General features: G+C 52.3%; 14 protein-coding genes. 7 read left to right on the forward strand and 7 right to left on the reverse strand.

What is annotated here, in order from left to right; all coding sequences use genetic code 11:
* Positions 1-197 precede the first annotated feature (197 nt).
* Positions 198-524, reverse strand: a complete 327-nt coding sequence (gene ypeC, locus FEK47_RS08210) for a DUF2502 domain-containing protein YpeC (RefSeq protein ID WP_130216879.1) — start codon at positions 522-524, stop codon at positions 198-200.
* Positions 525-638: 114 nt separating this feature from the next.
* On the reverse strand, positions 639-1,895 hold the full coding sequence (locus FEK47_RS08215) for an ion channel protein (RefSeq protein WP_130216881.1): 1,257 nt from the start codon (positions 1,893-1,895) through the stop codon (positions 639-641).
* A 204-nt stretch (positions 1,896-2,099) separates the two neighbouring features.
* Here FEK47_RS08215 and glk point away from each other — a divergent pair, with 204 nt between their 5' ends.
* The 6 genes from glk to ptsP all read left to right on the forward strand — a co-directional run bounded on the left by glk (position 2,100) and on the right by ptsP (position 9,536).
* Positions 2,100-3,065, forward strand: a complete 966-nt coding sequence (gene glk / locus FEK47_RS08220) for a glucokinase (RefSeq protein ID WP_130216883.1) — start codon at positions 2,100-2,102, stop codon at positions 3,063-3,065.
* A gap of 218 nt (positions 3,066-3,283) precedes the next feature.
* Positions 3,284-3,610, forward strand: coding sequence for a PTS fructose transporter subunit IIB (locus FEK47_RS08225; protein ID WP_000038455.1), 327 nt, complete (start codon positions 3,284-3,286; stop codon positions 3,608-3,610).
* Between the two features lie 21 nt (positions 3,611-3,631).
* Positions 3,632-4,879, forward strand: coding sequence for a PTS fructose transporter subunit IIC (locus tag FEK47_RS08230; protein WP_000985352.1), 1,248 nt, complete (start codon positions 3,632-3,634; stop codon positions 4,877-4,879).
* Between the two features lie 14 nt (positions 4,880-4,893).
* The gene (gene ypdF, locus FEK47_RS08235) at positions 4,894-5,979 is read left to right on the forward strand and encodes an aminopeptidase (protein WP_135487461.1); all 1,086 of its coding nucleotides are present in this window, start codon (positions 4,894-4,896) and stop codon (positions 5,977-5,979) included.
* On the forward strand, positions 5,979-7,016 hold the full coding sequence (gene ypdE / locus FEK47_RS08240) for an aminopeptidase (RefSeq protein ID WP_135487462.1): 1,038 nt from the start codon (positions 5,979-5,981) through the stop codon (positions 7,014-7,016). Before ypdF ends, ypdE begins: the two co-directional genes overlap by 1 nt.
* A 24-nt stretch (positions 7,017-7,040) precedes the next feature.
* Entirely contained in the window at positions 7,041-9,536 is a 2,496-nt protein-coding gene (gene ptsP / locus FEK47_RS08245) for a phosphoenolpyruvate--protein phosphotransferase (RefSeq protein WP_135487463.1), read from the forward strand.
* Between the two features lie 2 nt (positions 9,537-9,538).
* Here the strand turns inward: ptsP and FEK47_RS08250 are convergent, their stop codons facing one another.
* Genes FEK47_RS08250 through ypdA form a run of 3 tightly spaced genes read right to left on the reverse strand, consistent with a single transcriptional unit; the run spans position 9,539 to position 12,855 of the window.
* Positions 9,539-10,396, reverse strand: a complete 858-nt coding sequence (locus FEK47_RS08250) for an AraC family transcriptional regulator (protein ID WP_130257442.1) — start codon at positions 10,394-10,396, stop codon at positions 9,539-9,541.
* 12 nt (positions 10,397-10,408) lie between these two features.
* A complete protein-coding gene (ypdB, locus tag FEK47_RS08255) occupies positions 10,409-11,143 on the reverse strand; it encodes a two-component system response regulator YpdB (protein ID WP_130221968.1) in 735 nt (244 codons plus the stop codon).
* Positions 11,144-11,157: 14 nt separating this feature from the next.
* Positions 11,158-12,855 (reverse strand): two-component system sensor histidine kinase YpdA, encoded by a 1,698-nt coding sequence (ypdA, locus tag FEK47_RS08260; protein WP_130207334.1) that lies wholly within the window; start codon positions 12,853-12,855, stop codon positions 11,158-11,160.
* Between the two features lie 375 nt (positions 12,856-13,230).
* On the opposite strand from ypdA, the gene alaC reads away from it, so the two are divergent.
* Positions 13,231-14,469 (forward strand): alanine transaminase, encoded by a 1,239-nt coding sequence (gene alaC / locus FEK47_RS08265; protein WP_135487464.1) that lies wholly within the window; start codon positions 13,231-13,233, stop codon positions 14,467-14,469.
* A 64-nt stretch (positions 14,470-14,533) separates the two neighbouring features.
* On the opposite strand, the gene ypdK is transcribed toward alaC, so the two are convergent.
* Entirely contained in the window at positions 14,534-14,605 is a 72-nt protein-coding gene (ypdK, locus tag FEK47_RS08270; RefSeq protein ID WP_010723117.1) for a membrane protein YpdK, read from the reverse strand.
* Positions 14,606-14,927: 322 nt separating this feature from the next.
* Positions 14,928-15,848: a kdo(2)-lipid IV(A) palmitoleoyltransferase gene (gene lpxP, locus FEK47_RS08275; protein WP_064526419.1), complete on the reverse strand. Its 921-nt coding sequence runs from the start codon at positions 15,846-15,848 to the stop codon at positions 14,928-14,930.
* Between the last annotated feature and the right edge of the window lie 203 nt (positions 15,849-16,051).

The raw sequence follows: 16,051 nt of genomic DNA on the forward strand, positions 1-16,051 counted from the left end.
CAGGCCATAACAGTATCTACGCGTTAAATGGAGCGGGTTTGTAGGCCTGATAAGACGCGCAAGTGTCGCATCAGGCACCACTGGCGGATGCGGCGTAAAACGCCTTATCCGCCCTACGCGTTAAATGAAGTGGGTTTGTAGGCCTGCTAAGACGCGCAAGCGTCGCATCAGGCATTGCGCTCCATTAGCGAATGTGTTTAATGACGATGCCCATGTCCACGGCCTTTTCCGCGATGATCATCACGGTCGCGCCAGCCTTCGCGATAGCCACGCTCATACGCTTTACGCTTATCCCAACCACGGTGATAGCCATTATCATGACGCCACCAGCGGTTTTTACGCCATTCATAATTACGGTGCCAGTAGTCACGATCGCGCCAGTGGCCGCCGTCCCAGTAGTTACCATAATTATCGCGATCGCCAATTTGTAATTTAATTGATGGCAGTAAGGTAATTTCACCTGCGTTTGCTGCAAGCGGGATAAATGCCATCAGGGCGGCCGCCAGAAACAGTGACCTGAACATTGTTATTCTCCTTCACGATCGAAGCCGTCAGCGGCCTGTTAACGCAATATTACGGGGAGGTAAAGCCCCGTTTCATCGCCATAACTCTTAAATCATAAGGGAGAGCATTTTTTGCTAAAGGTTATCGTGGGGTGGCTGTTGTTTTGGTCGATTCACCATCATCATCGGTTTACCTGCCAGTAATAACCATGCCGGAAGCATGACGATACACAGTAGCGGTAACAATGTGGAATCAGGTACAACGACCGCCGCCATAAACAAACTTAGCCAGCCATCGCGCGTTACCACCAGTACGAGGCCGAGAATCGCGCAGGAGACGGTAATGGCCGCTGGAACGGCGGGAACGTGCGCATGCAGCATCAAACCTAACGCTACGCCGACAAATACCGCCGGGAAGATTCGCCCGCCGCGAAACCCGCTGGCGGCGGCAATGACCAGGGCGGCAAGTTTGATTACCGCCAGCAATAAGTAATCGCTGGTGCTGAAAGCCTGATTTGTCACCATCTGCTGCATCTCGTCCAGCCCTTTAAATAGCGAAACAGGCCCACCAATAACACCCAGAATACCGAGAATAAAGCCGCCAACCCCCAGCATGAGGACCGGATTTTTAATCTGATGCATCATCGCGTGCACCCGTGGGAAACACCACACTGCAACCATACCTGCCGCAATGGCGATCGCCGTCACAATTGCACCACTGATGATGTCTGCTAACTGCATCTGTCCGTAATGAGCAATGGGCAGCGAAAAATGAGGATGGATAAACAATCCGGTGGTTAGTGCGCCAGCCGCCGCTGCCATTAACGGCGCAAAGAGACGATCCCAAAGTGGAACGTCGTGGCTGCCATTTAAGGTTTGTGAAAATATCAACGCCGCCGCAACAGGTGTGCCAAACAGTGCGCCGATGGTGCCCGCAGAGGCTAAAATAGTCCACTCCATCCGGTTCACTCGTGGTAACAGACGCGCGCCAATCGCCACCGCGAGGGCGATATTGACGGTCATAATAGGATGTTCCGGCCCAAGACTGACGCCGCCCGCAAGACCGAGAATTAATGCTACGATCAGTCCTGGTAGCGCAGAGGGGGAGACTGGCGCGCCAATCAGCGCTTCACAGGCAGGATCCGGCCCGGCATGACCCCGGCTGAAACGAATGACTAGCCCAACAGCGGCCCCTGTCAGCGTTAAAATTCCGATGATCCAGAGCGGTGAATCCTGGGCTATCCCCAGACTTCCCGGTAGTCGTTGCCAGAGCAGATTCTGTAATACCGAGGCGATTTTCATTACCACCATCAGAATAAGACTGGACGCAATCCCAATTGCCAGAGCGGGGAGCGATAATAACAACATGGTTCTGGCTCGCGGATGGAGCATGTTCTATTCCTTTATGCGGGTTCAGATATTTAGTTTGCCCAGCTTGCATAAAGACATCGCTGCAATTGGTGCTGAAACGATAAAGTAAATGTGTGACCTAGATCGATATTTACAGGGAGCCCGCCTCTACGGCGTTGTTGTTATGCCCCCATGAACTTACAGTGTGAGAAAGAATTATTTTGACTTTAGCGGAGCAGTTGAAGAATGACAAAGTATGCATTAGTCGGTGATGTGGGCGGTACTAACGCACGTCTTGCTCTGTGTGATATTGCCAGTGGTGAAATCTCGCAGGCTAAAACCTATTCAGGGCTTGATTATCCCAGCCTGGAAGCGGTCATTCGCGTTTATCTTGAAGAGCATAAAGTCGAGGTGAAAGATGGCTGCATCGCCATCGCTTGCCCAATTACCGGTGACTGGGTGGCAATGACCAACCACACCTGGGCGTTTTCGATTGCCGAAATGAAAAAGAATCTCGGTTTTAGCCACCTGGAGATTATTAACGATTTTACGGCGGTTTCGATGGCGATCCCGATGCTGAAAAAAGAGCATCTGATCCAGTTTGGCGGCGCAGAACCGGTTGAAGGTAAACCTGTCGCGGTGTACGGTGCCGGGACAGGGCTTGGGGTTGCACATCTGGTCCATGTCGATAAACGCTGGGTAAGCCTGCCTGGTGAAGGTGGTCACGTTGATTTTGCGCCAAACAGTGAAGAAGAAGCCATTATCCTTGAAATACTGCGCGCGGAAATTGGCCATGTCTCGGCTGAACGCGTGCTCTCTGGCCCTGGTCTGGTAAATCTGTATCGCGCGATTGTGAAAGCCGACAACCGCCTGCCGGAAAATCTCAAGCCAAAAGATATTACCGAACGCGCGCTGGCCGACAGCTGCACCGATTGTCGCCGCGCGTTGTCACTGTTTTGCGTCATTATGGGGCGTTTTGGCGGCAATCTGGCGCTCAATCTCGGAACATTTGGCGGCGTCTATATTGCGGGCGGTATCGTTCCGCGTTTTCTTGAGTTCTTCAAAGCCTCCGGTTTCCGTGCCGCTTTTGAAGACAAAGGGCGCTTTAAAGATTATGTTCATGATATTCCGGTCTATTTAATTGTGCACGATAACCCTGGGCTTCTCGGTTCCGGTGCACATTTACGCCAGACCTTAGGCCACATTCTGTAAATCCTTCCTGTCATATCGGGAGGTGACTCTCCCGATAATCTTTTAAATCAAACAGTTAATTCAATTTTTCTTTGTGTCTCTTCACAAGGCCGACCTGCGTCACACTTCCGCACTACGGGATTAATTCTCCAGTAAATGCATTATTTGTCTGGTAACGGCAATTTGTTTTGCACGTTCATAATTTCATTCGTCAACTATAAACGAACGAGGAAATAACGATGAGTAAGAAACTGATTGCCTTATGTGCCTGCCCAATGGGCCTGGCTCACACCTTTATGGCCGCCCAGGCGCTGGAAGAAGCGGCGGTGGAAGCCGGCTATGAAGTGAAAATTGAAACTCAGGGCGCGGATGGTATCCAGAACCGCCTGACGGCGCAGGATATCGCCGAAGCGACCATCATCATTCATTCCGTGGCAGTAACACCAGAAGATAACGAACGTTTCGAATCACGCGACGTTTATGAAATCACTTTGCAGGACGCAATTAAAAACGCTGCGGGCATCATCAAAGAAATCGAAGAGATGATTGCCGCTGAACAACAGTAATATTCGACAGGGATAATTATTATGGCCATTAAAAAACGCAGTGCAACCGTTGTGCCTGGCGCATCCGGTGCGGCAGCGGCAGTTAAGAATCCGCAGGCCTCTAAAACCAGCTTCTGGGGTGAACTCCCGCAGCATGTGATGTCAGGGATTTCACGCATGGTGCCGACCTTAATTATGGGCGGTGTGATCCTCGCTTTCAGCCAGCTGATTGCTTATAGCTGGCTTAAAATTCCTGCTGATATCGGCATCATGGATGCTCTTAATAGCGGGAAATTCTCCGGTTTCGACCTCTCCTTACTTAAATTTGCCTGGCTGTCGCAGTCCTTCGGCGGCGTATTGTTTGGTTTTGCCATTCCGATGTTTGCTGCTTTTGTGGCGAACTCTATTGGCGGCAAACTGGCGTTCCCGGCTGGGTTTATCGGCGGGTTGATGTCTACCCAGCCCACGCAACTGCTGAACTTTGATCCCAGCACTATGCAGTGGGCGACCTCTTCACCAGTCCCGTCTACCTTCATTGGTGCGCTGATTATTTCTATCGTCGCGGGTTACCTCGTGAAGTGGATGAACCAGAAAATCCAGTTACCAGATTTCCTGTTAGCGTTCAAAACCACATTTTTGCTACCGATTCTTTCCGCCATTTTTGTCATGCTGGCGATGTACTACGTGATCACCCCATTTGGTGGCTGGATCAACGGCGGTATCCGTACCGTGCTGACCGCTGCTGGTGAGAAGGGCGCGCTGATGTACGCAATGGGCATTGCTGCGGCGACCGCAATCGATTTGGGTGGTCCAATCAACAAAGCAGCTGGTTTCGTCGCCTTCAGCTTTACCACCGACCATGTATTACCAGTCACCGCACGTTCTATCGCTATCGTTATTCCGCCGATTGGTCTGGGTCTGGCGACCATTATCGATCGTCGCTTAACTGGCAAACGCCTGTTCAACGCCCAGCTTTATCCGCAGGGTAAAACCGCTATGTTCCTGGCGTTTATGGGGATCAGTGAAGGTGCGATTCCGTTTGCGCTGGAAAGCCCCATCACTGCCATTCCGTCCTATATGGTTGGCGCGATTGTCGGTTCCACCGCTGCTGTCTGGCTGGGTGCAGTGCAATGGTTCCCGGAATCCGCTATCTGGGCGTGGCCGCTGGTCACTAACCTTGGCGTCTATATGGCGGGGATCGCGCTGGGAGCAATCATTACTGCGCTGATGGTGGTATTCCTGCGTCTGATGATGTTCCGCAAAGGCAAATTGTTAATCGATAGCCTGTAAGAAGGAAAATCCAGATGACATTACTCGCTTCGCTGCGCGACTGGCTTAAGGCGCAACAACTGGATGCGGTGCTTCTCTCCTCACGGCAAAACAAACAGCCGCATCTGGGGATCTCCACCGGATCAGGTTATCTGGTGATTAGCCGTGAAAGTGCGCACATTCTGGTGGATTCGCGCTATTACGCGGATGTAGAAGCCCGCACGCAAGGTTACCAGCTGCATTTGCTCGACGCGACGCACACCCTTACCACCATCGCCAGGCAAATCATTGCTGATGAGCAGCTGCAAACGTTCGGTTTTGAAGGCCAGCAGGTGAGTTGGGAAACCGCGCACCGCTGGCAGTCGGAACTCAATGCGAAACTGGTCAGCGCCACGCCAGATGTACTGCGGCAAATCAAAACGCCGGAGGAGGTGGAGAAAATCCGCCTCGCCTGTGGGATTGCCGATCGCGGAGCAGAGCACATTCGCCGCTTTATTCAGGCAGGTATGAGCGAATGCGAGATAGCCGCTGAACTGGAGTGGTTTATGCGCCAGCAGGGCGCAGAAAAAGCCTCTTTTGACACCATTGTCGCCAGCGGCTGGCGTGGGGCGCTGCCGCACGGTAAAGCCAGCGACAAGATTGTTGCAGCAGGCGAGTTTGTCACTCTCGATTTCGGTGCGCTGTATCAGGGCTACTGCTCTGATATGACGCGCACCTTGCTGGTGAATGGCGAAGGGGTGAGCGCCGAATCTCACCCGCTGTTTAACGTCTACCAGATTGTCCTACAGGCACAGCTGGCGGCAATCTCCGCGATTCGCCCCGGCGTGCGCTGCCAACAAGTTGACGACGTTGCGCGCCGGGTGATTACAGAAGCCGGTTATGGCGACTATTTCGGTCATAACACCGGTCATGCTATCGGCATTGAAGTCCATGAAGATCCGCGTTTTTCACCGCGGGACACCACGACGCTACAGCCAGGTATGTTACTGACCGTGGAGCCGGGGATTTATTTGCCAGGGCAAGGGGGCGTGCGCATCGAAGATGTCGTGCTGGTTACCCCGCAAGGCGCAGAAGTGCTCTACGCCATGCCGAAAACAGTGCTGCTCACGGGAGATGCATAATGGATTTATCGCTATTAAAAGCGTTGAGCGAGGCAGATGCGATCGCCTCGTCGGAACAGGAAGTGCGGCAGATCCTGCTGGAAGAAGCGGATCGCCTGCAAAAAGAAGTGCGATTTGACGGCCTGGGATCGGTGCTGATCCGCCTCAATGAATCGACAGGTCCGAAGGTGATGATCTGCGCCCATATGGATGAAGTGGGATTTATGGTGCGCAGCGTCTCCCGCGAAGGGGCGATTGATGTGCTGCCAGTTGGCAATGTGCGCATGGCTGCCCGCCAGCTGCAGTCGGTGCGCATCACTACCCGTGAAGAGTGCAAAATTCCCGGTCTGCTCGATGGCGAGCGGCAGGGGAATGACGTCAGCGCTATGCGCGTGGACATTGGCGCGCGCTCCTATGACGAAGTGATGCAGGCAGGAATTCGTCCAGGCGATCGCGTCACCTTCGATACCACTTTTCAGGTTCTCCCTCACCAGCGGGTGATGGGGAAAGCCTTTGATGACCGCCTCGGTTGCTATCTGCTGGTGACGTTACTGCGCGAACTGCACGACGCCGAACTGCCTGCGGAAGTGTGGCTGGTGGCCAGCTCCAGCGAAGAGGTGGGATTACGCGGTGGGCAAACTGCCACCCGTGCGGTGTCGCCGGACGTCGCCATTGTGCTTGATACCGCCTGCTGGGCGAAAAACTTTGATTATGGCGCAGCTAACCATCGCCAGATTGGTAACGGGCCGATGCTGGTGTTAAGCGATAAATCGCTGATTGCGCCGCCAAAACTCACCGCCTGGATCGAAACCGTGGCGGCAGAAATTGGCGTGCCGTTACAGGCGGATATGTTCAGTAACGGCGGCACGGACGGTGGGGCGGTGCACTTAACTGGCACTGGCGTACCCACAGTGGTGATGGGGCCAGCAACCCGCCACGGACATTGCGCTGCATCGATTGCCGACTGCCGCGACATTTTGCAGATGCAGCAACTTTTATCTGCCCTTATTCAACGTCTTACGCGTGAGACGGTTGTTCAACTGACGGATTTCAGATGATCTCCTGATTAACCCGGAGCGGTTATGCTAACGATTCAATTTCTCTGTCCTTTGCCTAACGGTCTTCATGCCCGTCCGGCGTGGGAACTTAAAGAACAGTGCAGCCAGTGGCAAAGCGAAATCACCTTCATCAACCATCGCCAGAACGCAAAGGCCGATGCCAAAAGCTCGCTGGCGCTGATTGGCACCGGCACCTTATTTAATGACAGTTGCAGCCTGAACATTAGCGGCAGTGATGAAGAGCAGGCGCGGCGCGTGCTGGAAGAGTACATCCAGGTGCGCTTTATCGACAGCGACAGTGTTCAGCCGACGCAGGCAGAACTGACGGCGCATCCGCTGCCGCGTTCATTAAGCCGCCTGAACCCTGATTTACTGTACGGCAATGTGCTGGCAAGCGGCGTCGGCGTGGGGACGCTGACCCTGTTACAGAGCAACAGCCTCGACAGTTATCGGGCAATCCCGGCCAGTGCGCAAGACTCCACCTGGCTGGAACACAGCCTGGCAACGCTTGCCGAGCAACTGAACCAGCAGTTGCGCGAGCGTGACGGCGAAAGCAAAACCATCCTCAGCGCCCATTTGTCGCTGATTCAGGATGATGAGTTCGCGGGGAATATCCGTCGCCTGATGGCAGAACAGCATCAGGGGCTGGGGGCGGCGATCATCAGCAATATGGAGCAGGTTTGCGACAAGCTTTCTGCCTCTGCCAGCGATTATCTGCGCGAACGTGTCAGCGACATTCGTGATATCAGCGAACAGTTGCTGCATATCACCTGGCCGGAACTGAAGCCGCGTAATAATCTGGTGCTCGAAAAACCGACCATTCTGGTGGCCGAGGATTTAACCCCTAGCCAGTTTTTGAGCCTCGATTTGAAAAATCTTGCGGGCATGATTCTGGAGAAAACCGGGCGCACCTCGCATACTCTGATTCTGGCCCGCGCCTCGGCGATCCCGGTACTGAGCGGCCTGCCGCTGGATGCAATCGCCCGTTATGCCGGGCAACCGGCGGTGCTTGACGCCCAGTGCGGCGTACTGGCGGTAAATCCTGATGACGCGGTGAGTGGTTATTATCAGGTTGCGCAGACACTGGCGGATAAACGCCAGCAGCAACAGGCGCAGGCCGCCGCGCAGCTGGCCTATTCCCGTGATAACAAGCGTATTGATATTGCGGCGAATATTGGCACTGCTCTGGAAGCCCCAGGCGCGTTTGCTAACGGCGCGGAAGGCGTCGGGCTGTTCCGTACCGAAATGCTCTATATGGATCGTGACAGCGCGCCGGACGAACAGGAGCAATTTGAAGCCTACCAGCAGGTATTACTGGCGGCGGGCGACAAGCCGATTATCTTCCGCACGATGGACATCGGCGGTGATAAAAGCATTCCTTACCTCAACATTCCCCAGGAAGAGAACCCGTTCCTCGGCTATCGTGCGGTACGTATTTACCCGGAATTTGCTGGCCTGTTCCGCACTCAACTGCGGGCCATTTTGCGCGCCGCCAGTTTCGGCAACGCCCAGTTGATGATCCCGATGGTCCACAGCCTCGATCAGATCTTATGGGTGAAGGGCGAGATCCAAAAAGCGATCGTTGAGCTTAAGCGCGATGGCCTGCGTCATGCAGAGACGATTACGCTGGGTATCATGGTGGAAGTACCGTCGGTGTGCTACATCATCGATCACTTCTGCGATGAGGTCGATTTCTTCAGTATCGGCTCCAACGATATGACCCAGTATCTGTATGCGGTCGATCGTAATAACCCGCGCGTATCGCCGCTGTATAACCCGATTACGCCATCGTTCCTGCGCATGTTGCAGCAGATTGTTACCACTGCGCATCAGCGGGGCAAATGGGTAGGTATTTGCGGTGAACTGGGCGGTGAAAGCCGTTATCTGCCGCTACTGCTTGGGCTGGGCCTGGACGAGTTAAGCATGAGTAGTCCGCGCATTCCGGCGGTGAAAAGCCAGCTTCGTCAACTGGATAGCGAGGCGTGTCGGGAACTGGCACGTCAGGCGTGTGAATGTCGCAGCGCGCAGGAAATTGAAGCGTTACTCACCGCCTTTACGCCGGAAGAAGACGTTCGCCCACTGCTGGCGCTGGAGAATATCTTCGTTGATCAGGCCTTTAGCAATAAAGAGCAGGCGATCCAGTTCCTGTGCGGTAACCTCGGTGTTAACGGGCGTACTGAGCATCCGTTCGAGCTGGAAGAAGATGTCTGGCAGCGGGAAGAGATTGTTACTACTGGCGTTGGTTTTGGCGTGGCGATCCCGCACACCAAATCACAGTGGATCCGTCATTCCAGTATCAGCATTGCCCGGTTGGTGAAACCGGTTGACTGGCAGTCAGAAATGGGCGAAGTCGAACTGGTGATCATGCTGACGCTGGGCGCTAACGAAGGGATGAATCATGTGAAAGTCTTCTCGCAGCTGGCGCGTAAACTGGTGAATAAAAACTTCCGCCAGTCGTTGTTTGCCGCGCAAGATGCACAAAGTATTCTGACGCTGCTGGAAACAGAATTAACCTTCTGACGTTAGCCCTGAAAACGTGCGCTATACTCTCCCGGCGTCAGACCAAACTGACGCCGGAAAACGCGACAAAAATAGTCGCTATCCGGAAACCCGCAACGCTGCGCCACTTCATGAATCGACAGATGATATTTCTGCAAAATCATCCTCGCCTTCGCCATTCGCACCCAACGCACATATTCGATAAAACGCATTGTTCCATGCTGCGCAAACAGTTTTGACAGATGATTGGGCGTGATATTAAAAAACTGCGCCACGCTCTCGCGGGTGAGCGGCTGGGCGTAGTTATCCTGAACCCAGTTACAAATGCTGTGGTAGAGAAAATCGCCGCGCGGTTGCGAATTGCCCGGTGGCATGTTGACCACGTTGCGGCAAAGATGCAGCAAACTTAACACCAGTGGCTGAATGATACTCTGCTCCAGCGGCGAACGGCTGAGATGAGTGAGGGCGGTAAGCATTGCTTCACCTTCGCCGCGTTGCAGGCTGGGAAGTTGGATCTGGCGAACCGGATGCAACAACGACGTTGTGCGGCTATCGTAAAACGATAACCCCAGCCAGGTCGGCGCAAACACCAGGCTTAACAGCATTACCGGTTTGTGGTTGACCGGTAAATTAGCCGCGCGCGCCGGAATAAACAGCATTTCTCCTTCCACCATACGCTGCTGCTTTGCTTCCAGCAGATTGCCATATTCGCCGCGCAGCACAATATCCAGTCGGGGAAAATCAATACACAAACTGCCTACCGGCAGCGAGGCGGGCTGGCAGGCAAACCAGACGCGCCCAAGCAGTTGCGGGTTAAGCACCAGGCCGCTGAACAAATCGGCGAAAAATTGTTGATCGGCGGGCAAGCCTGCTGCTTTCATGAAGGTTCCCGATTACAGATGCATTAACTGGCGGAATTCTTTAACTTTGCTGCGGCTGACTGGCACTTCAAAATCCAGATCTTTCAGCCGCAGAATATAGGTATTATTAAACCACGGTTCTATCTCGCGGATTTTGTTCAGGTTGACGCAAAACGAGCGATGGCAGCGGAAAAAGTGCGACGACGGCAGTTTGCTGCAAAACTCGGTGATGTTCATTGGCATCACATAAGATTCACGCCGCGTATAGACAAAGGTCATTTTCTCGTGCGCTTCGGCGTAGTAGATATCATTAACCGGCGTCACGATGAGGCGTTCATCTTTCACCAGATTGATGGTGTCATTCTCACGCGTTAACGGCACAGTGGGCGTACTGCTGGTTTGTTGTTGCTGCCAGGCGGCTTCCAGCTTTTGCAGCATCCCGGTAATCCGTGACTCCTGATACGGTTTGAGAATGTAGTCAAACGCCTCCAGTTCAAACGCTTCCACCGCATGTTCTTTCCATGCGGTGATAAACACAATAAACGGCTTATGGGCGAACTGGCTGATGTTTTGTGCCAGCAGCACGCCATCCAGCGACGGAATATTGATATCCAGAAAAATGGCGTCGACGCGGTTATGCTGCAAAAACTTCAACACGTCCAGACCGTCGTCAAAGGTGCCGACAATCTCCATCTGGCTGTGCTCTTTAATAAGCCAGCTAAGTTCCTGTTGTGCCAGGAATTCGTCTTCAACAATGATGACTTTCACAATATCACTCCGGCTCAAAGCAATAACGTAGCCTGTGAGGCGACAGGGGTGCGTTGGTTAGGAATGTAAAACGCAATTTCCGTTCCTGGTTCCAGGCGGCGGATATGCAGCCCCTCGCCATATAACAACTTCACGCGATGATGCACATTCAGCAGGCCGATTTTATTGCCCGGCATTTCATTCGCTTCGACCCGCTCAATCACCTTTGGATCGATGCCATGCCCGGTATCTCTTACCGCAATACGGACCCGATTACCGCACTCCGCAACGCTGATGGTGACAACCCCTTTTCCCTTGCAAGGCTGAATACCGTGGACAATGGCGTTCTCCACTAACGGCTGGATCAGCAGACTGGGAATACAGCAATTCACCTCTTCATCAATATCATAGATAACCGTCAGCTTGTCGCCAAAGCGGGCCTGCTCAATGGCGATATAGTCTTTAATTTGGTACAGCTCTTTTTTGATATCAATTTGCTCATCGTCTTTTAATTCAATGTTATAGCGCAGATAGCGCGACAAATTAAAGATTAGCTGGCGAGCAGTGTCTGGATTCAGACGAATCGACGATGAAATAGCGTTCAGAGCGTTAAACAGAAAATGGGGATTAATTTTGCTTTGCAGGGCGCGAAGCTCTGCCTTATTTGCCATTTCCCGTAGCTGCTCGGCGCGAGAAACCTCCAGTTGGGTAGAGATGATTTGCGACAAACCGACCGCCATTTCCTGTAATGATGACGTAATCTGGTGCGCGTGGCAGTAGTAAATTTTCAGTGTTCCGGTCACCACGCCTTTCTCCCACAATGGGATCACCAGCATGGAATGAATCTCTGGTGTGCGGTGGGCTTCATCATTGTTTTTAATAATGATTTTCCCGTAATTCATCGCCTGGCGGGTAGTCGGGCTAATGAAGTCATCGCCATTCTGATAGTTGTGTTCGCCCACGCCGACATACGCCAGCACATGATCGGTATTGGTGATTGCCACCGCGTCAGCGTGAATGTCATCGCGGATAATTTCGCAAACTTTACGTAATGATTCGCTATTCACATGGCGAAACAGCGGCAGGGTTTTATTGGCGATATCCAGCGCCAGCTTGGCCTGGCGCGCGGCACTGGCTTCTTTTTCTCCCTCAACGCTTTGTACCAGCAGCACAATAAAGCCGATACAGACACTGCCGAGGATCATCGGGATACCGATTTTGGAGACGATATCCAGCCCCAGCTCAGTGGTCGGCGCCCAGACAATCACCAGAATCATGGTCAACGTTTCACAGAGCATGCCGCCGAGAATACCGACGCGCCAACGCTGCGCTTTAGGGATTTTCAGGTTGATCCAACCAGAGATGCATCCCGCCAGAATACTGGTGATAAAGCAGGGGATAGCCGTCACGCCGCCGATATCAATTAAATAACGGTGAATACCCGCAATTACCCCGGTAATAATGCCTACCCACGGGCCAAACAGAATCCCGCCTGACATCACCGCAATAATACGCACGTTAACCAGCGAACCTTCCACCGGTACGCCGGACCAGGTGCTGAACAAGGCGAACATCGAGAAAATGGCGGTAACAGCGAGTAGCTCTTTCGCTGAGTGAGCCGACTTGTGCAACAGCTCGCGAAACAGGCGGATACGAATGAGGAAAAACAGGCAGATAAGCATTAGCGCTGCCCGATCGAAGACCGCCAGCAGCATGTTGAATATTTCGTGCACGGGTGACTCTGAATAAGGTTTAAACCTCTATGATAGGTAACCTGAAGGCTGATGACCAGTGCGCTACTTTTGAGGAAAAACCACAAATTTAAAAGGGGATTGAAAGCTAAATGGTGTACTGGCAATACATCTCTTGTCAGCATCAAGCTAATAGGTAAATTTATTGAAATTATATTGTTAATGCAATGGGTGATAATTTTCTTGTTGGCGAATCTGACTTTCCTGTTTTTAAGGTTTTGTTCCTCTTTTTTCGCATTGATAAAAATTTTCCAAAACGCTGGACAGACAGAAATTAATCAGGCTATTTTCAAAACAGCCACCATCGTGGCAGCGTCGCTCGGACGGTCCGGGCGCTAACGTTAATCTGAGGAAATTATGGCTGACACTCGCCCTGAACGTCGCTTTACGCGCATCGATCGTCTCCCGCCCTACGTTTTTAACATTACCGCTGAACTGAAGATGGCTGCGCGTCGTCGCGGCGAAGATATTATCGATTTCAGCATGGGTAACCCAGACGGTGCGACCCCGCCGCATATTGTCGAAAAATTATGTACTGTGGCGCAGCGACCGGACACACATGGTTACTCCACCTCACGCGGTATTCCTCGGTTACGTCGCGCGATTTCCCGCTGGTATCAGGAACGTTACGACGTTGAGATCGACCCGGAATCAGAAGCCATCGTCACCATCGGTTCGAAAGAGGGGCTGGCGCACCTGATGCTGGCGACGCTGGATCACGGTGACACCGTGCTGGTGCCGAATCCAAGCTACCCCATTCATATTTATGGCGCGGTGATTGCCGGGGCGCAGGTACGCTCAGTGCCGCTGGTGGAAGGTGTCGATTTCTTCAACGAACTGGAACGCGCTATTCGTGAAAGTTATCCGAAACCAAAGATGATGATCCTTGGCTTCCCGTCAAACCCAACCGCGCAATGCGTGGAACTGGAGTTTTTCGAAAAAGTAGTGGCGCTGGCGAAACGCTACGATGTACTGGTGGTCCATGACCTGGCCTATGCGGATATCGTCTACGATGGCTGGAAAGCGCCGTCAATCATGCAGGTGCCGGGCGCACGTGACGTAGCGGTCGAGTTCTTTACGCTGTCGAAAAGCTACAATATGGCGGGCTGGCGTATCGGCTTTATGGTCGGCAATAAAACACTGGTCAGCGCGTTGGCGCGCATCAAAAGCTATCACGATTACGGCACCTTTACGCCATTACAGGTTGCCGCCATCGCGGCGCTGGAAGGCGATCAGCAGTGTGTTCGTGATATTGCCGAACAGTATAAGCGTCGCCGCGATGTGCTGGTAAAAGGGCTGCATGAAGCGGGCTGGATGGTTGAAATGCCGAAAGCCTCGATGTATGTCTGGGCGAAAATCCCGGAACCGTATGCGGCAATGGGCTCGCTGGAATTTGCCAAGAAGCTGCTTAACGAAGCGAAGGTTTGTGTCTCACCCGGCATCGGCTTTGGCGACTACGGCGACACGCATGTACGCTTTGCGCTGATTGAAAACCGCGACCGTATTCGTCAGGCGATTCGTGGGATTAAAGCGATGTTCCGCGCTGACGGTTTACTGCCTGCCAGCAGCAAACATATTCACGAAAGCGCGGAATAAACACCATCGCCAGAAATGCAAACAGGAGCCTGATGGCTCCTGTTTTTCGTTTCGCAGTTTACTTTTAGATCATCAGGGCAAAAGTACCGGCCCAAACGATGACCATAAAAGAAATGCCCATAAAGAAATATTTCACTTTACATCTCTCCGCGTAATTACTGTTACGCCTGAATGACTTCATTACACCTGTTACAGTGAGCTGACACCCGCGGGCATCACCTCAGAATTCTGAGCATATTGGCTCGAGACGGCGCTAATGTACGCCTAAAACTAAATCGAAACAAGTGGCATTTTCTTATTTACTTTTAGTAACTTACGAGTGTCGCATATCGGCGACAGATTGATTTCTGGAAGTAATAATTCACGATTCAGCGAAGGGAAAAATCTTAAGAAAAAAGCCATAAAAACCATGATGTTATTATGGCTTATCTGAGGAGGGAAAAAGCTTGGGTTATTTGTTAAACGTATAACGAGGCTTCACCCACCGGACGCGTTTTGAAGCGGCGATGGATCCAGAGATACTGCTCTGGTGCGCGCATAATCTCTTTCTCAATAATTTTGTTCATATAGGCGGCGGCCTGAATTTCATCAGCCGGATAGCCTTCCATTTCTGGCGTAATAAACAGACGGTAACCGCTATAATCGGTTTTTCGTACCATCGTCACAGTTAGCATAGCTGCGCCAGAGAGGCGAGAGAGAACGTAGGTGCCATTGGTTGTAGCAACATTTTCTACCGCAAAGAACGGCGCGAAGGAGCTACCTTTACGACCATAATCCTGGTCAGGTGCAAACCATACGGCTTCACCTTTTTTCAGCGCACTGACAATGCCGCGCAGATTATTTCTACCGATCATCGCTTTATTGGAACGCATGCGACCACGGGTCTGTACCCATTCCATCAGTTGATTATTATGCGGACGGTAAGTTGCCATCATCGGTTGACAAAGCCCCATTACGCGGCCACCCAACTCCAGCGACATAAAGTGCACACCGACAACCATCACGCCACGATTTTGCATTTGCGCGCGTTGCAGGTTATCCAGCCCTTCGACATCAAACCATTTACGCACGCGACGATCTGGCCAGAACCACGCCATTCCAGTTTCTACCAACGCCATTCCGAGCGAGCGAAAGTTGTCGGTAATCATCTTCTCGCGCTCTTCGGAGGAAAGCTGCGGGAAACAAAGCTCAAGGTTTTTGCGGGCGATGGATTCGCGACGTTTCAAGAACGGTCTGGCCATTGTGCCGATACGCGTGCCAAGAAAGCACAGAACAGGGTAAGGAAGTTGTACCCAAAGCCAGAGTACACCAAGACCAAACCACGTCAGCCAGTAGCGAGGATGCAGGAACTCGCGGGAAAATTTGCATTGTGGAAACATAGTTACCTTCTGTAGATACGAATTGTTGTATCGCAGAAGATTCCATGTCTACAGCGGTACACTCAATTGATTGGGCCATCATGTACGACAATGGTTCCTGTAAAGAGTGTAAAGACTAGTCAGGACATAACCACGAGGAGCATGAATGCGGTATTTCTATTTTATCACCAGCTGATTATTTTCAGCTACTGATTATTTATTAC

The organism is Escherichia sp. E3659 (assembly GCF_005781135.1).
Taxonomy (GTDB): Bacteria; Pseudomonadota; Gammaproteobacteria; order Enterobacterales; family Enterobacteriaceae; genus Escherichia.